Raw genomic sequence first — 18,072 nt, forward strand, 5'->3', positions numbered from 1 at the left:
ATGGCTATGGATGCTGCTACTGGGCCCCATCTACCTAGCCTACAAACAGATCAAATCGCAACGACTTCTGAGCATGCTCTTCAGAAACCCTACGTATGGATGATGGTACGCGATGCAGCGGAGCATCAGGGTTGGCAGCAATCACAAGATTTAGCATTCGGCTCTTTTCTGAAAGGACGAGCCGCCGTCGAACCCTGCGGGACCAGGCGGTGCGACCAGTCCAAACGGCGCAATATCTTCCGGGTGTGTAGGCCAGCGCCAAAGATCTATGAAACCACGCTAGCGCCGAGGTTGCACGAGGAGTTACCGATGCGCAGTTCGAAAGACCTAGCCGCTACCCCCATAGTCCAAGTACCTGAGAAATATGCCTAGGTACCACCTCGCATGCCGAAGCTAGGCGCAAGCGGCCGGCATCTGCGAACGCGTTAAAGCGAAAAAATTGAAACTCGGAAATGGGTGACACCCGGCGTTAAGCACACTGATCAGCGTGCTATTGGGTAACTGCCGACGCACGCGGATGTGGGTGCTGCACCAGCCCCACACTGTTGATTACCACGTAATCTGACCCTATCAAGTTGGTGGATCACTTCTGTGTTGGAAATCAACCCATGCCCCTCATCCGCCTGCTTTAGCACGCCGGATTCAACAAGGTGCTTGGCTGTGGCATGTCGAAGAACGACAACAAGGTGCAGACGATGTTTGCCTGAGCCAATCTACGGTTTGCACGCGATCAATTAAGGGGGTGGAAGGATAAGTACGCCTGTGAATAACCTGAGCGAATCAAAATCCACATTTGCGACTTAAAACTGGCGGTAGAAGTGGTCAAAGGCAGGCATGTCAGTGGTGAGCCACCCACTTCTTGATGCAGAGATTTGCATGTTATTTTTTCTATCACAACAGCCATTTTCATCAAGAATTTATTTAATCTTGAGACAATAACAAAAAGCAAATTAATATCAAGAAAAACAAAAAAGCAAAATAGCAAACATAGACAAAATTTCAACTGAGTTTTACTGCTAATGCCAAATGGAACAACGACATGCCTACTAACTTTAATCATTCAGCCCCAATTAAAACACTACTCAAAAGTATTGTAGTGACCGCTCTCGCTGGCGCGCTCGGCATGGCCTATGGGGCGGTATACGCTCCAGATACGTTCGCTTCTGGAGGAGGCACCAATCTGGAGACCATGGTGATGGTCAAGGACGGCAGTGGTCGGGTGGTTATTGGTGGCTTGTTCAACACCGTGGAAGGCCAAGCTGGCTACCAGGGCGTGGCACGTTTCAATACCGACGATTCGCTTGATACCGGCTTCAAGGTGGCGACCAATGACTTCGTCAAGGCCATTGCGGTGCAGCCAGACGGCAAGCTGCTGATTGGCGGCGAATTCACGTCAGTCAAGCCCAAAGGCGCTGCCAGCTTCACCACCTTCTGGGGCATTGCGCGCCTCAATGCCGATGGCACTTTGGATGCGGCCTTCCAGAATGCACCAGCCGGCTCGGTCAAGGCCAATGGCAATGTGCGTGGCATTGCGCTGCAGCCAGATGGTAAGATCATTATTGGTGGTTATTTCAACCGTGTCGATGGCACGGTCGCCAACCGGGTGGCCCGTCTGAATGCGGACGGCACGCTCGATGCCAGCTTCAACGTCGGCACCGGCCCGAACAATGGCATTGAAGATGTCAAGCTGCAGGCAGACGGCAAGATTCTGATCTCGGGAACTTTCTCGCAAGTCAATGGCGTCAATCGTATGAGCGTGGCGCGCCTGAATACCGATGGTTCCGTGGATACCAGCTTTGACGCTGGTCAGGCCATTGCAGGGCGCAATGGCGCTTGGGACGGCTCCTGGCCCGTATATCAGCTGGCGTTGCAGGATGACGGCAAGATCGTATATGCTGGCGGCACGCATCGCTATGCCGATGAAATACACTGGCGCATTGCGCGCTTGAATACCGATGGCACGGTGGATAGCAGCTTCCAGTCCTATGTGAACTGGTGGGCCTCATCGGTGGCCCTGCAGAACGTGGGTGGCGAGCAGAAGATTGTGGTCGGTGGCGATTATGGCCGGGCCGGTGTGACCAACCCTGTCAATGGTGCTGTCCTGACCGACGCTCCGCGCCAGCGTATTGCGCGCTTCAATGCGGATGGCTCGTTAGATACCGAGTTCGATACTTCCTTTAGCGCCAATAGCTGGGTATGGGCCGTGCTGCCCAACAATGATGGAACCGTCTATCTGGGCGGGAAGTTCACCAGCGTTGCCGGCATGGCGCGCCGTGGAATTGCACGTCTGGCCGAGCTCGATCCTACTAAGCAGGTCATCAACTTTCTGGCACCTGAGCCTGGTACCTATTCGGCGATGAATGGCGCTTCGGTTTCCTGGAACCCGACGCCGCCAACCACCAGCAGTGCCAATTTGCCAGTGACTTACAGCAGCGTGACCCCCTCCGTGTGCACGGTGGACTCCACCACAGGCGCTGCTACATTGGTCACACCGGCAGTGACCGGGCTGTGCACGATCGAGGCCAACGCCGCAGCGGGTACCCAAACGATAGGTGGTCTGACCTACGACGTCGACCCCGCACCTGCGGTGCGCCAAAGCATGCAGATCGACGCGCCACCGGACCAAAGCATCACCTTCCCAGCACAGACCTTGCAGCGCAATGTGGCCGATGGGGCGTTCAGCATTGACCCGGCAGCGACGGCCAGCTCAACCCTGGCGGTGAGCTACACAAGCCTAACCCCATCCATCTGCACCGTATCAGGTACCACGGTGACGCCACTGGCTGGTGGTCTGTGCACCATCGCTGCCGACCAGCCGGGGGGCACTGTGGGCATAGTGGCTTTCAACGCTGCCGCGCAGGTGACTCAGAGCGTGACCGTGCAAAGCGCGCAGACCATCACCTTCCCGTCCCAGTCTGCCCACAGCGTGGTGACGGGCAACAGCTTTACGCTGGAACCTGCTGCAACGGCTAGCTCTGGCCTGGCGGTGAGCTACACCAGTCTGACGCCTACCGTATGCACAGTGGCTGGAAGCTCTGTGCGCGTGCTGACAACCGGTACCTGCACCATTGAAGCCAACCAGGAAGGCAACGACTATTTCACGGTGGCTGAGCCTGTGACTCAGTCCATCACTGTCACTGCGCTGCCTGCTGCAACCCCTGTGCCGACGCTGGGAACCTGGTCACTGGCCATGTTGGCTGCGATGCTGGGCTTGGTGGGCTTCCGTCGCCGCGCCTGACAGGTTAGTTAATAAACAATAAGCCTCACCAGTGCCGTAGTGGCGCAGGGGAGGCTTTTTCTATTTTCGGGTGCAAGCCTAAGCATTCCCTTATCGCGTTTTATTACGGCACCTCCCATGATGCTCAGTATGCTGGAAGATCCACAAACTGATACGTCGCTGCACGATCTATTGGCCCTCCAAATGAAGCCTTTAATTAGGAGGGATGGAATTCACACGGTAGATGCAGGTCGCCATGACTACCAGCATCATTTGCTCAAGATGTGTAGCATGGGAAATTTCAGGTTCGATTAAATTAGGGCAGCAATTCTTAGAGCTTGACTCTCCGAAGGCTGTATAAAATTATGCTCTTTTTTCTGGAGTCCATATAGAAGATTCGAAACATGGCATCAAAGTGCCCAAGCTCGAAAAAATAGTCAGAAACAACCACAACCTCGTAGCGCAAGACCTATCGTCCATGCTTATGATCCAGGAAATACGGGCGATGACCCATGAGTGCATGCTTGCCCTCCTCCATGAAGAACATAGGCTGTCCGGCCCTGCTCACTATAACAACCATCATTTATTGGTGCACGAAATCAACCGCCGTGTATGAGCAAGGATCGAGAAGCTGGGCAGTAGTGCCAAGTATCGGGTTCTCGGTGGTTGCTGCTGGCATGTTGTGTATTGTTATGGCTATTGCTTCCTGCGTCGATGGAAGCGCTCCCCTTACGAAGCGCATGCATGAGTTGCAAAATAGTTGGCTCAAGCCCGAAAGCAGCCAAAGCATTACTGGCAGCTGTCTGTCTCCGACCGTCTCGATCATTGAATGACGGAAACAAGCGTCCATCCCCCAGGCTAGCATCATGGTGCAAGTGAATCACAGAGCGCTGAGCCAGACAGCCCCATCCAAGGGAGACGCAGATTCACCTTAGCATAACAAGTGCGCCATGACTAACCCTGGTAGCGCACTCGAACCTCCTGCACCCCGGAAGGCTAAACGGCTGCAGTACACGGTACGTAACTTGTGAACATGCCCAGTGCGGAGTCGAAAGTCAAGCCAGAGAGCTATCAAACTGCTCTTGTTCCGAGGTTGCATGCAGAGTTACCACAGCGCAGCACGAAAAACCTAGGCGGCACTTCCAAAGTCTACGCATCCAAAAAAATCGCCTAGACCTCCTCGGGTGCCGATAAATCATAAATAGCCTACAGGGAGGGAGCTAACAAACAAATACTAATGATCAGAGACCGCGGCTCAATCTTATAATAGAATTACCCATCATTACGCTGTTGGGCACAATTAATTCATGCCCGTCAGCATTAATCAACTGCGTAAACCCTAGAGAGATGACTTCAACCTTAGCGGTCACTACCCCAAGAGGGGAATTAATTTGAATAGTATCCCCAACACGAATTTGTCTATATAGCACCAATGAAAAGCCAGCAATTACGTTGCCCAGCGTACTCTGAGCTGCCATCCCGACTACCACAGACACCACGCTTACTCCTGCAAGTAGCGCTGTACCTAAAGCTCTCAACTCCGGTATCAAATGCGCGTAGAGAACAAACCCAAAGACGCAAGTTAATAGCTGTGCAAACTCGCTCACAAATTGCAGCGCAGTAGTGTCTGATAGGTGTAGTGCCACGTGCCGGACACTTCTACGGATCAGCAATACGACGATAAGTATCAATCCCAGAATCAAAGCACCAATTAATAGTGCGCCAAGAGGAGATCTGGGAGATAAAGCGGTACCGAATGACCCCAAGAAAGCACTCATACAAATCAACCCAGTGTTCGATATATGAAGTGTACCTTGCATAACAGCTATTGACACGAAGATAGTCATAGCTACCATGCCCTGAACTTAAAGAAATGCTGAACATACATAAGTGAAGCCGGAGCTAGCACACACGTCGCATACAGTGCAATCCAGCCACTATCTCCTCCTCCTAGCTCCCACGATCGCAGCGCACTCATACCTCCTGCATCCGGTACCCCCCACCCTCCACCCCTGAAAGGCGTGGCCGGGGGGAAACGAGTGGGGAAGTGGCTACAAGGGTAGCGCGCATGCATCTCGCAAGGCTAACCGACTGCAGGACACAATTTATAGCCAGCGAACACGCCCAAGTGCCGGCATTGGAGTTCAAGCCAGCGAGCCATCAACCTGCGATAGCCACGAAGTTGCATGGTGAGGTACCGAAGTACAGCGCGCAAACTAGCTGTTGATCTGTAATAGGTTGTTCAATCCACGTCGGGAGGCTGGAGGCTTGCGGCCGAAGGCTGAGTGCGGTTTTCGGGCGATGTAGTAAGACAAGAAGGCGGGGAACCACGCAGTGCGCTCTTGGCTGTTCTCCCATATGCACCCGTAAGTCCATTCACGCAGGCACGTCTGGATGAAACGCTCGGCCTTGTCATTGGTTTGCGGGCCATAGGGCCGTTTGAAGGTGTATTTGATACCCATGGCTTGGCAGATACGCGCGAATTCTTAAGGCTGCTCATCCGGCAGAATTCCTCGGAGTTGCTGAAGCGTGGTCACACCAGTTTGCCAGACTTGTCCAGCTGAACAAGCTATTGAAACATCACATGTAGGCAAGCCTCGGAGAATCACCCACCCCTGCATCCGTGACGTCAGCCGGACCCAGAGATCGTGGAGGTCATCGTCCTTTTCGAGGCTGCCTTCCTCCAGCGCAGACAACGTAAAGTTAAAAGGAAGACGCATTGCATTTGCATTGGGGAGAGCCGGGTCAGTCTGGCTAGTGGATCAGGGATAAGCGCCCACCCCCACCTCTGGCTCGTCCAGCCGTTGTCTACAACGACCAGACCTACATATCCAACTCCCGCACCGTTGTGGAAAACATCCACAACAGCACCCATGTGCATGTAGTCAACACGGCTCCAGTGGCAGAGTCAGCCCGACCTGCAATGACCACTGGCGAGCTCCCCGACGGCCACGGGGTCGCGCTGGCAGCCGGCGTAGCAGCGGCAGGCGGCTACGCACTCAGCCAACGCCAGACCATCGACCCGGCTGAGATGCCAATCAGCCCGGGCGTGCAGCCTATGGTCCGCCCCAGTGCCGTGGCACCCATGCAGCCGCTTCCAGACTCCCATGCCCAGACAACCCCGGCACCTGCCCATCAACGGCCCGGCGGGTTGACCATGCCACAACCGATGGCACAGCCGCCAGCACACGGCCAACCCCTGGAAGCACAGCACACACAGCAAGCGCAAGCGCGCCAGCAGCAAATGGCACAGCAGCGCGCACAGCAAGACCAGATACACCAACAGCAGATGGCGCAGCAACGCGCCCAACATGAACAGATGCAACAACAAATAAGAGCCCAACAGCATGCACAAGCAGCGCAAATGCGCCAGCAACAGATGCACCAGCAAGCGCAGTCAAGCGCCCACCCGCAGCTTCGTGAAGGCCAACATGGCGAACGCCGCGACCGCCAGTAAGTCCGCATGGCTGTGTCTGGTGCAGCAGCTGTGCAGGCCATGTGGGGGCTGTGCGGGATGGCTTAATCGCCATAAGGGGCGCAATCTGCTGCACGCACCAGAACGGGAAGCCTAGGCGGCATTCGCCAGCCTCTCCCTGGGGCGACACCCTAGGGCGATGGCTGCACAAACGCAGGCAAGGAATGTCCTCTTTGCGTCGACCTGAGCGCTCTGATTCGGTCCCAGGGGAAGGTCGTGCCGCAGCCGCGGACGGCTACACGATCAACGATGGAGACAACGAAACCCATTGCTTGGCCGTGGTCACGCAGGACCATGGGTATGGCCATATCGCTGCATCCGCGTCGTCAGCGCCGGCATCGCGCCGTAGCAGCCCGGAATGGGCCAACGCGATGACAGGGGCAATGGCCACAGCGCTTGTCTCAGCCGTGACCGCGTTGACGGGGTGCCGTTCTTATCCTTGCATCCGTCGCATGACAATCCCGTGACCCTTTCCGCGGTCTCCTCCCACACCCAAAATGAACATGAAAAAAACCTTGCTGGCCATCGCCGCTGCTGCGGCCCTTTCTTTGAGCGTATCGGGCTGCTCCGACAGCAGCGCCTCCTCGCTGCGCTACAACGCCACGCTGGACCAGGCTTCGCAGGCCGAGAAGGCGGCCGTCCTCCAAACACTGCAGGAGCTGGTCAACATCGAGACAGGTACCAATGACCCCGTTGGCATTCCGCAGATGGGCAACTACCTCGAAGCCCGCCTACAGGCACTCGGCGCCAATGTGGTGCGCCATAAGGCAGAGGCGGGTGTGGTGGGCGACAACATTGTCGGCACTTTCCAGGGCAGCGGCACCAAGAGCCTGCTGCTGATGGCCCACATGGATACCGTGTATGCGAGCGGTATCCTGGCTACGGCGCCTTTCAAGGTCGAAGGCGACAAGGCCTATGGCGCCGGCATTGCCGATGCCAAGGGCGGCATCGCCGTCATCTTGCACAGCCTGGGCCTGCTCAAGGCGCAGAATTTCAGCAAGTTCAAGACCATCACGGTGATGTTCAACACCGATGAGGAAAAGGGCTCCTTCGGTTCGCGCGACCTGATCCAGAAGCTGGCCGCCTCGCACGACTATGTGCTGTCCTACGAGCCTTCCGGCCTGGAAGAAGGCTTTGGCACTGCGACCTCCGGCATTGCCTATGTACAGGCGGTGGTGCATGGCAAGGCATCGCACGCAGGTGTGGCACCGGAGGCGGGCATCAATGCGCTGACCGAGGCCTCGGCCCTGGTGCTGCGCACGCAGGACATCCAGGACAAATCCAAGGAACGCGGCTTTAACTGGACCACGATGACCGCTGGCGGCAGCGCCACCAACATCATCCCGGACAAGGCCGTGGTCAATGCCGACGTGCGCTATGGCAAGAACGAGGATCTGGACCTGATGAAGGGCATGCTCGACAAAGCCGCATCGACGCCCCATGTGCACGGCGCCACCATCGACATCAACCTGACCCGGGGCCGCCCCGCCTTCAACGCCAACGACGAGGGTGTCAAGCTGATCCAGAAGGCGATCACCATCTATGCCGATGTGGGCGGTAAATCGCAGATGTACACCACGCGCGGCGGTGGCGGCTCGGACGCTGCCTATGCCGCGCTGTCGGGCAAGCCAGTCATTGAGGGTCTGGGTCTGCCCGGCGCCAACTACCACTCCAACCTGGCTGAGTATGTGCTGACCGAGCCCATCGCGCGGCGCCTCTACCTGTCGGCACAGCTGATCTCCGATCTGGGACAGGGCATGTAATCCACCCAGCCCACCTCCCCTGTGCAGGCGCCAGCCAACACTGGCGCCTTTTTATTTATGGGGCCCGCCCCATGCACGCGCGGCACTGATGCGTCAGCGGAACTGGCGAAAAAAGACGACGATGCCGGGGCCTGCCAGCGTACGCGGCAGTATCGCGCCCGGCGGCCACTGCGGACTATGATGGCCGGGTCAGTGGGCAGCCCGAGGGTTCATGCAGGCGCTGCCCGCCCCCAGCTTGAGGAGTCATGCCATGTTCTCTATGAGTGTTCCTTGGTGGGAATTTGTCGTTCGCGGCTTTGTCGTCTACGCATTCCTGCTGGTGTTTCTGCGGCTGACCGGCCGGCGCCAGATTGGGCAATACGACCCCTTCGATCTCATCCTGCTGCTGATCCTGTCCAACGCCGTGCAGAACTCGATGAATGCAGGCGACAACTCGCTGATCGGCGGGCTGATCTCAGCCACGACTTTGATCGCCTGCCACTCCATCGTGGCGCAGCTGAGCTACCGCAGCAGGCGGGTGTCGCGCTGGGTCGATGGCATTCCCAAGCGATTGATATCCAACGGCCAGGTCAACCGCCAGGTGATGGATGCCGAACTCCTCACCAGTGATGACCTGAAAGCGGCGCTGCGCGGCGCAGGCTGCCTGCACACCTACGAGGTGGAGCAGGCGACGATTGAGACCAACGGGCAGATAACGATTGTGCTGCGCAACCGCGACAGCTCCTCGGGCGCGTCGGACGCGGTCTAGGCCTTGAGCTGCTCGCGCAGCTTGAACTTCTGGATCTTGCCCGATGGCGTGGCCGGCATGTCTGCGAGCACCACCAGGCGTTCGGGCAGGTAGTGCGGCGCCAGCTTCTGCGTCCGCAAGAACGCGGTCACATCGGCCAGCGCCGGCTCGGCTGCGCCGGGCTTGAGCACGATCACCGCGCAAGCCCGCTCACCCAGGCGCTCGTCCGCATAAGCCACCACCGCGGCCTGCGCCACGGCCGGGTGCTTGTAGAGCAGAGACTCCACCTCCACCACCGGAATGTTCTCGCCACCTCGGATGATCACATCCTTACTGCGGCCGGTGATACGGATATAGCCTTGCGCATCCATGCGCGCCTGGTCGCCGGTATCGAACCAGCCGTCATCGGTGGTGGCATTGAGATGCGGGCGTTTCAGATAGCCACCAAAGTTGGAGTTGGCCCGTACCCACAACTGGCCAATCTCGCCGCGCGGGCGCTCCTGGCCCAGGTCGTCCAGCACCTTGACCTCGGCGCCGGGCAAGGGCAGACCGTCGGTCTCCACCGCGCGCTGCGCGCCATCGCCGGGCAAGGTGGTGGTAACAGCGCCGTTCTCCGACATGCCCCAGGCCGAGATGATCTGCGCGCCCAAGGCCGTTTGCGCCTGCTCCACCAAGGGGCCGGGGATGGGCGCGCCGGCACACAAAAAAGTGCGCAGGCTGGGCACCGCCCCACTGGCAGCCACTTCGCGTGACAGATCGGCCAGAAACGGCGTCGACGCCATCGTGAACGTACAGTGCCATTGCCGTATCAGTTGCGCCGCCGTGGCGGCGTTCCACACATCCAGCAGCACCGCCGTGGCGCCCAGCATCACCGGCATCATCAGCCCGTACATAAAGCCGGTCTGGTGCGCCATGGGCGACGCCATCAGCACCACATCGTCACGCCCCAGCGCCAGGCGCTCGGCATAGGCGTTGATGTTGGCCATCAAGGTATTGGAGGAGTGCATCACGCCCTTGGGCTCACCCGTGGTGCCGCTGGTGTAGATGAGCTGGGTGATGGCATCGGGCGGGACCCGGTGTGAGCTCAGGACCTGCGCGGCATCGGCATCGCGCTCCCAGGCGGGCTGGGTCAGCAGCGCCTCAAAACTGTCTACACCGGCACCACCGATGGCGACCACATGCTGGAGCTGCGGCAACTGTGGCTGAATGCCTTTGAGCATCGCCTCGTAATCGACATTGCGAAAGTCCTTCAGCACCACGACCAGCTTGGCCTCCCCGTGGCCCAGCATGAAGAGCAACTCGCGCTCCCGAAAGATGGGCATCAGGGGGTTGAGCACCGCGCCGATGCGTGCGCATGCCAGGTACAGCACCGTGAACTTCCAGACATTGGGCAACTGGCAGGCCACCACATCGGCAGGCCGCACACCCAGTCGCCACAAACCGATGGCCACGCGGTCGGCCATGCGCGCCAACTGCGCATAGTTGAAGGACTGCGCAGTGTCCTCGCCCGTGCGCTGCGCCACCAGTGCCAGCCGGTCGGGCCAGTGCTGCGCCGCCTGGTCCAGCGCATCGTTGATGGTAGTGTCGCGCCACCAGCCCTGGCTGCGCATCTGCGCACGGCGCGGCGCCAGCAATACGGCATCAAATTGCATGCTTGTCTCCTGTGGGTTGAGGCTCCGCGCTGGTGGGCCGCGCTTGGGAGCAAATCACGGCTATGCCGGCACGGCCTGCCTGCCCGCCCGGTCGCGGGCAATGATGGTCTTCATGATCTGGGCGGTGCCGTCACCAATCTGAAAGCCCAGCACATCGCGCAGGCGCTGCTCCATCACGCCCCGGTCATAGCCGCCATGTCCCAACATCAAGAGGCACTGGTGGATGCAGTCATAGGCCAGCTTGGGGGCCCACCATTTGCACATCGCCGCTTCGGCGCTGTGGGGCTTGCGCTGGTCCTTGAGCCACAGCGCCTGCAGGCACAAAAGGCGTGCGGCGCTGACCTGCGTATCCAAATCCGCCAAAGGGTGCGACACGCCCTGGAACGCCGACAAGGGCTTGCCAAAAGCCTGGCGCTGGGTGACGTACTGCCAGGCATCGTCGAGCGCCGCACGCGCCACGGCCAGAACCTGCAAGCCGATCAGCGCGCGTGAATAGTCAAAGCCCTGCATCACCTGCACAAAGCCCTGGTTCTCCTCACCCAGGCGATGCGAGAGCGGCACACGCACATGGTCAAAAAACAGCGAGCCCCTGCCAATGGCGCGCTGGCCATGGCAATCCAAGCGGCTGCGCGTGATGCCAGGCAAGTCCATCGGCACCAGCAACGCCGTCACGCCATGCGCGCCCGATTCCACCGTGCCGGTGCGGCCAAACACCACGGCGATATCGCACTGGTCTGCGGCAGAGATCGAGGTCTTCTCGCCGTTGATCACATAGCCTTGTGCATCGCGCTCTACGCGCAGGCGCAGGTTGGCCGCGTCCGAGCCACCGCGCGGCTCGGTCAGCGCAATGGCACACAGCGCCTCGCCCGCCACCATTTTTTGCAACCAGCGCTCCGCCACCTCCGGCTGGCCGTGGGCGGCCAGAATCTGCGCATTGAGCGAGGCCAGCAGCGGCACATAGGACATGCTCAGATCGGCGCGCGCCAGCTCCTCATGCACCACGCCAGCGGCCAGGCAACCCAGGCCCTGCCCGCCCAACTGCTCGGGCAGCTCAGGGGCGATCAGGCCCATGGCGCCCATCTCACGCATCAGCGCACGGTCCAGCACGCGGGTCCGGTCGCGCTCCAAAAAGCCCGGCGCCACGCGCGCATCGGCAAACCGGCGCACCGATGCAGCCAGGCTCATCAAGTCATCGTTCAAGTACGGATTCATGGACACCTCTCGCGGCAGGCTGCGTTACTTGGCGTGTTTGCGGAAATCGGGCTTGCGCTTTTCCTTGAGTGCAGCCACGCCTTCGCGCGACTCGTCGGTGTCGTAATACAGCTTGAGCGCGTACATGCCCATGCCGGCAATGCCCGCCTGGTGCGCGGTGTCCATGTTGAAGCTGCGCTTGGCAATCGCAATCGCGGTGGGGCTGCGCTCGCAGATAGTCTCGGCCCATTCCTGCACGGTGGCATCGAGCTGCTCTGGCGCCACGCAGATATTGGCCAGCCCCATGGCGACCGCCTCTTCGCCGGAGTAGCGCTTGTTCAGGTACCAGATCTCGCGGGCCTTTTTCTCGCCCACCACGCGCGCCAGGAATGCCGTGCCATAGCCCGGGTCGACCGAGCCCATCTTGGGGCCTACCTGGCCAAAGATGGCCTTGTCCGAGCAGATCGTCAGATCACAGATGGTGCACAGCACATTGCCGCCGCCAATCGCATAGCCCTGCACGCGGGCAATCACCGGCTTGGGCACATTGCGGATGGCGTCGTGCAGCTCTTCCATCGGCAGGCCGATGGTGCCACGGCCATCGTAGTTGCCATCGTGCGCCGACTGGTCGCCGCCGGTACAAAAAGCCTTGTCGCCCGCGCCGGCCAGCACGATGCAACCCACGCTTTTGTCATAGCCCGCCTTGTTCAGCGCGCGGATCAGCTCGTCGCAGGTGGTGCCGCGAAAGGCGTTCATCTTCTCGGGCCGGTTGATGGTGATCCAGGCCACATGGTTGCGCACGTCGTAGAGGATGTCTTCAAATTCCATACCAGTCTCCTTATTTATTGGGGGGGGCCTTCAGCCGGCCATCGTCAAGCCGCCCGATACGCTGATGACCTGGCCGGTCACATAGGAGGCGTCGCCCGAGGCAAAGAACAGGATTGCGCCGGGCAGGTCCTCGGGCTGGCCGATGCGGCCCAGCGGGATCGCACGGGTAAAGGCCTCGAGCAGCCTGTCGGGGTTGCCCGCGCCCTCCTTGTAGCTGGCAAACAAGGCGGTATCGGTGGGGCCGGGGCAAACCACGTTCACGGTGATGTTGTGGCGGGCATGCTCGCGTGCCAGGGTTTTGGACAGCGCCACCAGCCCGCCCTTGCAGGCGGCATACACCGCCTCGCCTGAGGAGCCCACGCGCGCCGCGTCAGACGCGATGTTGACGATGCGCCCCGCCTTGCGCTCTGCCATGTGCGGCAGCACCGCGTGGTGCATGTGCAGGGCACCCACCAGGTTGATGGCAATGAGCTGCTGCCATTCGCCCTCATGGGTCTTGGTGAAGGGCTTGAACACATCCCAGCCCGCGTTGTTGACGAGCACATCAATCGCAGCCCATTGCTCGGCCTGCTGCACGGCCGCATCGACACTCGCCCGGTCGGTGATATCACAGGCCAGCGCCTGCGCCAGGCCGCCCGCCGCTGCAATCGCATCGGCCACCGCCTGTGCGGCGCCCAGCTGCTTGTCGAGCACGGTCACCCGGGCGCCTTCAGCGGCAAAGCGTTTGCAGGTAGCCCCACCAATGCCGCCACCCCCACCGGTTACTACAACATGTTGCCCATCAAAACGTGCCATGATCCCACCTTTCTTGTGCATTGCATCGTTTAATTAGACAATATATTTACACAAATGCCATGCCATGGCAATATCGGAATCATGAGCAAACTCGCCAAAGACCCTAGAGAAAACCCGCAGCAACTGCGCACCGACCTGGCCAATCGTCTGTATTTCAAGCTCTACCAATGCGCCAACATGTTGCATAAAACTGGGACCAAGGCCGTTGAAGCCCAGGGCCTGACCACACAGCAGTGGGCGGTGATGGGCGCGCTGTCGCGGCCCGAATCAGAGCAGGGCATGGGCATGGGCGACCTGGCCCGCTACCTGTTGGTGAGCCGCCAGAACCTCACCGGCCTGCTGTCACGCATGGAGGCCGCCGGCTATGTGCACAGCGTGCCCGACCCGGCAGACAAACGCTCCCGTCTGGTGCAATTGACGCCAGCCGGGCAGCAGGTGTGGCAGCACGATGCAGCCGAGTCGATTGGCCGCTATTACGAGCAGGCGCTCGAGGGGTTCTCGAGCAATGACATGGTTCACACCCTGCACTACCTGCTCAAGCTGCTGGACAACATGAAGGCGATCGATGCGCAGCAGAATGCGGGCAAGGAGGAGAGTTGAGCGCAGCTCTTTTCCGCGCATGCCGGCAGAGCCGGGCAATGGCTGCAAGGATTGACCGGCACCAAGTGGCTTAAGAACGGTTACGCAGGCCAGGGCCGAAATCAATCAATACATCTACGTTGCCCTGGTTGGCGATACACGGCCTGCGCATACCTGGCTTGCGGTCTTTACCCCGTCTCCACCGCGTCAACTCTGCTACAAATTAACGCGCAAAACTGCACTCTCACTCGCTAGAACCAGGGTGCGGTCATCCAGCGCAGTCAGACCGTATACCCAGTTAAGACTGCCGGGCAGCGCTCCAAGACGGACACCCAGGTTACCCAGCGCTTCGCTGCCAGCCACCAAGCGAAGACCACCGCCGGGCTCCATGGCATAGATAGCACTACTTCCCCCGACAAAATCCGGCTGCGTTGACGACACAAAGATCTGGCCGGAAGGCGAAACGGCCATCTGGTCAAAGGTGGAAACGTCGCTTTCACTTCGCCATAGCTTGCTGGGTTCTGCGCCCTGCCCATCAACGCGGTACACCGCAGCACGCCCGCTGCTGCTGTACAGGTAGACGCGGCCTTGCGAGTCGACCTTGCTATTCCATAGCTGCCATGCCGGCGAGTAGTCCGGGAAAGGCCGCTCCAATACCTGGCCTGGCGTGCCAGCATAGGTGGTCACGCTGCCATCTGGGGTGATACGGCGCAAGGTCTGTCCATACCACAGTCGCAGCACTCGAGGGCTAGGAAGCGCGACACCGCCTCGCTCATATTCATACGCCGGTGCATCGATGACCCAGAGGTTGCCAGCCTGGTCGAACGACAGACCTCTAGGCGATGCAAACCGCGCTTGCAAAGCAGAACCGTCTGCATAGCCCTTCTCTTCGACGTTGCCCGCAAATACCGCCAGACTGCCATCGGCCTTCAGTTGCATGATGGCGCAGCCTGAGGCATAGAAGATGTTGTCGTTCCCATCGGCGGCAATCTCCGTCACGCGGTCAGATAATTTGCCGGGCAATGTAGTAACAGCGCCATCGGGCCTTATTTTTCTGACAACTTGGCGATATGCATCAGCATTGGAGTACATGCCCCCATAGCCCTCAAGCACGAAAATGTCGCCTTTGGCATTGACCGCCATGCCGTTCATGACGCCCGTGAAGCGCGCATTGGACCCCAGGCCATCCACCGAAATACTATCAACGTTGGCGCCCACCCAGGAGCTGACCTTTCTGGTTTGCAGATTGATCCTGCGCAGTGCGTTGGAATCCTCGCCAATGAGCAGATCACCATCAGGCAATTGCACCATAGAGGACGGGCGCTGCAAACGCGCATCCTCGCCCACACCATCGTTCACGTGCCAGAGGTCCAGATGCGCATCCGGAATTCCCACGAACGGCGTGAAGGAGCCGTCCAAACCCAGCTGGACAACGCGGCTGCCCTCCAAGGCATAGAACGACGTGGCGCTGGTCTGCACCAGATTACTGACATTTGTACGCAACTCGTTGGCATTGGACATAGTGTGGACCTGACCGTCCAGTGTGATGCTGCGGAAATGCCTCCTATCCAGCGCCAGAAGGCTGCCGTCCGGTTGCCCGAGCAGTTGGATGAGATCGACAAAGCCTGCTTCGCTGCCTTGACCATCCCTGCGCTCTAGCGGAAGACCTTGCCGCCCCGCAACAGTAACAATCTGACCACCGCTCGTCAGCTTACGAACCATCATGTCTTCCGGCATTCCAAACACGGTTCCTTTGTCGATAAAGTACAAACTACCGTCCGCACCCAACACCGGGGATGCCACATAACCCATCCGTGCGGACGCGCCATCGCCATCGGCGTAGCCAGCCTCCGAAGGATTTCCGGCAATGGGTATCCAGCCGGTGTCGCTTTGGCGGTAAACGCAGGCCAAAGCAAAGGCATGAAGCCGCCCTTGGGCATCTGCAGCTATTTGGTATTCTGAACCTGCAGGGGGACCTGGAACGAGACTGAGCTGCGCATCCTGGTCGACCTTCGCAAGACGACCACCATTGATCGGGATGTAGACAGTGCCACCGGGAGCAATACTCAAGTAATTACGAATTGGCAACCGCGCCTCTGCGCCTTTGCCCTCCAGCAAACCGGCTCCGCCCAGTTGACCAGCCAGAAGAAAAATGCCGGGCTTCTGCACAGCGGGTGGAGGTGCTGGCACCACTTCACCGCCCTCTGAGTCAGAACCTCCGCCGCAGCCTGTCAATACCAATGCCCCCCCACCGAGTGCAGAAAGAAATACCCGCCGACTAAGCCCGTCCAGGCGCACCAAGCCACTTTTCTGTGATTCATTCTGGGTAAATTTCAAGCCACTCTCCTTGTAATTCATCTATCAAATAGCGATTCCACAAAACACTATAGATGAAATACTTTCAACCCATCCAGCATTTGGCACTGGGACCCGGAAATTCTGATGCCCATACTGAGCAATCCATTTACTCCGCCAACAATGCTCGGGGAGCATTTGACTGCGTCCATTGACTGCTGTGGATTAAAGTTGCATTCAATCCAACCGAGGACTTGAAGCCACGCAGACATTGGCTACCGCGGTTTTCCATCGTCCAGAACCCGCGCATCAAACAGCGCCGCCAACGATAGTCGAAGCACCTCCAAATAACATGGATGGACGGTTTCTCTACGTAGAAATCCGGTTGACATACCAGAATCAGGCCGTGCTGAGGAAGAGAATGAATCACGCTTATGCAACAAACTGCAACCACCCCAACTTGCTCCCACGGTGCGAATCATTGCTGACGTTCTGAAAAAGTATTCAGTATTCATAGGACCTCGTACAGGGCGTTGCTTGCAACCAATGCACAGCAAAAACCAGCCCTCAATGGCCAGTTTCGACTACCACGAAGATCGGAAAAGCAGTGATGCAAACCCAAGAGCGAGCCAAGAAAATCAATTCACGTTTTCTTGCCACTCAAGGGCACACCGCAATACGCCCAGCCTCGGTCTCAGCAAGGGTTCGAGCGATCCGAGCCCATCCTATTGGGCGAGCGCATTGCAAAGGGCCCGAGCATGTGCGCGAGCGCCATGCATTCAACGGATTCGGCATCTCGGATAGGCTTCCGCTTCCACTACCGAGCCATCTAGGTTCGTGATGTCCATCGTGCAGCCACTTCCATCTGGGCTCTTGCGCAGGTGAACCCGGTATTGCTTGCCCCTTTCGCCAACAACGAGCTTGTTCTCAGCACTACAACCTCTGCCCGGCGAGATCGATTTGGTACCGAAAGTCGTGTTCGTGGATGTTGTCGCGTACTGAAACCAGCCACCGGATATCACCACAGGTTGCCCGGCAGGCGCAACAATCTTCCAAGGACCTTTCAGGCTTGAATCGCGGTAGTAAGAATCCATTGATTGCATATATGCAACCCCCTGCCGGCTCTTGCACAGATTGGCGTTTCTGACAGGATTGATCTGCGCGGTAAAGCCGGTATCTATCCCGAAGTCAGACTCCAGAAAAAAAACCGGGTCGTCTGCTGCACCAGCATAGTTATATTGCGGTTTGGGCCGCGTCACGCATGCACCGAGGCATGCTGCCAAACCCAAGATCAACGCCATGTGTGCGACATGGGCGCTCTTTATTTTTGAAAGCCTCTGCACGGCGACCTCTTCTATCGGAAAAATAAAGCCGATAGCATAACCGCCTGAGCCCTATTGAAAAAGTACACCGGCCCTTGACTGGGCAAACGAATGTAAACACAGCCTTTCGCTTAAGCAATGAGGGGGGGCTAATCAGAGAAAGAAAGCTCCCTTGGCAATACAGCACAAGTGTCCTATTACGGTGGAATTGGTCGTCAGCCAAAAACG

12 protein-coding genes and 1 pseudogene are annotated in these 18,072 nt (G+C 58.7%); 5 read left to right on the forward strand and 8 right to left on the reverse strand.

Annotation, left to right across the window (positions count from 1 at the left end; genetic code table 11):
- The first annotated feature begins 1,096 nt into the window (after positions 1 to 1,096).
- On the forward strand, positions 1,097 to 3,238 hold the full coding sequence (locus tag F0Q04_RS20185; RefSeq protein WP_165841226.1) for an IPTL-CTERM sorting domain-containing protein: 2,142 nt from the start codon (positions 1,097 to 1,099) through the stop codon (positions 3,236 to 3,238).
- A 1,220-nt stretch (positions 3,239 to 4,458) separates the two neighbouring features.
- Here F0Q04_RS20185 and F0Q04_RS20190 read toward each other — a convergent pair.
- Both F0Q04_RS20190 and F0Q04_RS20195 read right to left on the reverse strand, forming a co-directional pair.
- On the reverse strand, positions 4,459 to 4,995 hold the full coding sequence (locus F0Q04_RS20190) for a mechanosensitive ion channel domain-containing protein (protein WP_182343171.1): 537 nt from the start codon (positions 4,993 to 4,995) through the stop codon (positions 4,459 to 4,461).
- Between the two features lie 438 nt (positions 4,996 to 5,433).
- A pseudogene (locus F0Q04_RS20195) lies at positions 5,434 to 5,700 on the reverse strand (integrase core domain-containing protein); the annotation flags it as partial.
- A gap of 674 nt (positions 5,701 to 6,374) precedes the next feature.
- Here F0Q04_RS20195 and F0Q04_RS20200 point away from each other — a divergent pair.
- The 3 genes from F0Q04_RS20200 (at position 6,375) to F0Q04_RS20210 (ending at position 9,203) form a co-directional block, all read left to right on the forward strand.
- Complete coding sequence (locus tag F0Q04_RS20200; protein ID WP_182343173.1) at positions 6,375 to 6,674, forward strand: hypothetical protein; 300 nt, start codon at positions 6,375 to 6,377, stop codon at positions 6,672 to 6,674.
- 515 nt (positions 6,675 to 7,189) lie between these two features.
- On the forward strand, positions 7,190 to 8,455 hold the full coding sequence (locus tag F0Q04_RS20205) for a glutamate carboxypeptidase (RefSeq protein ID WP_232539418.1): 1,266 nt from the start codon (positions 7,190 to 7,192) through the stop codon (positions 8,453 to 8,455).
- 250 nt (positions 8,456 to 8,705) lie between these two features.
- Positions 8,706 to 9,203: a DUF421 domain-containing protein gene (locus F0Q04_RS20210; protein WP_116927123.1), complete on the forward strand. Its 498-nt coding sequence runs from the start codon at positions 8,706 to 8,708 to the stop codon at positions 9,201 to 9,203.
- On the opposite strand, the gene aliA is transcribed toward F0Q04_RS20210, so the two are convergent.
- Genes aliA through F0Q04_RS20230 form a run of 4 tightly spaced genes read right to left on the reverse strand, consistent with a single transcriptional unit; the run spans position 9,200 to position 13,648 of the window.
- A complete protein-coding gene (gene aliA, locus F0Q04_RS20215) occupies positions 9,200 to 10,834 on the reverse strand; it encodes a cyclohexanecarboxylate-CoA ligase (RefSeq protein ID WP_182343175.1) in 1,635 nt (544 codons plus the stop codon). The two genes, F0Q04_RS20210 and aliA, sit on opposite strands and share 4 nt — an antisense overlap.
- 60 nt (positions 10,835 to 10,894) lie before the next feature.
- A complete protein-coding gene (aliB, locus tag F0Q04_RS20220; protein WP_182343177.1) occupies positions 10,895 to 12,046 on the reverse strand; it encodes a cyclohexanecarboxyl-CoA dehydrogenase in 1,152 nt (383 codons plus the stop codon).
- A gap of 24 nt (positions 12,047 to 12,070) precedes the next feature.
- The gene (gene badI, locus F0Q04_RS20225) at positions 12,071 to 12,853 is read right to left on the reverse strand and encodes a 2-ketocyclohexanecarboxyl-CoA hydrolase (RefSeq protein WP_182343179.1); all 783 of its coding nucleotides are present in this window, start codon (positions 12,851 to 12,853) and stop codon (positions 12,071 to 12,073) included.
- Between the two features lie 30 nt (positions 12,854 to 12,883).
- Entirely contained in the window at positions 12,884 to 13,648 is a 765-nt protein-coding gene (locus F0Q04_RS20230) for a glucose 1-dehydrogenase (RefSeq protein WP_182343181.1), read from the reverse strand.
- Between the two features lie 81 nt (positions 13,649 to 13,729).
- On the opposite strand from F0Q04_RS20230, the gene F0Q04_RS20235 reads away from it, so the two are divergent.
- Positions 13,730 to 14,248, forward strand: coding sequence for a MarR family winged helix-turn-helix transcriptional regulator (locus tag F0Q04_RS20235; RefSeq protein ID WP_116927119.1), 519 nt, complete (start codon positions 13,730 to 13,732; stop codon positions 14,246 to 14,248).
- A 195-nt stretch (positions 14,249 to 14,443) separates the two neighbouring features.
- Here the strand turns inward: F0Q04_RS20235 and F0Q04_RS20240 are convergent, their stop codons facing one another.
- Together F0Q04_RS20240 and F0Q04_RS20245 are read right to left on the reverse strand one after the other, a co-directional pair.
- Positions 14,444 to 16,564, reverse strand: a complete 2,121-nt coding sequence (locus F0Q04_RS20240) for a hypothetical protein (RefSeq protein WP_182343182.1) — start codon at positions 16,562 to 16,564, stop codon at positions 14,444 to 14,446.
- A gap of 737 nt (positions 16,565 to 17,301) precedes the next feature.
- Positions 17,302 to 17,823 carry a hypothetical protein gene (locus F0Q04_RS20245; RefSeq protein WP_182343184.1) on the reverse strand — a complete coding sequence of 174 codons (522 nt, stop codon included), beginning with the start codon at positions 17,821 to 17,823 and terminating at the stop codon, positions 17,302 to 17,304.
- Positions 17,824 to 18,072: the final 249 nt, after the last annotated feature.

The sequence above is a fragment of the Comamonas koreensis genome (genome assembly GCF_014076495.1).
GTDB classification, from domain to species: domain Bacteria; phylum Pseudomonadota; class Gammaproteobacteria; order Burkholderiales; family Burkholderiaceae_C; genus Comamonas; species Comamonas squillarum.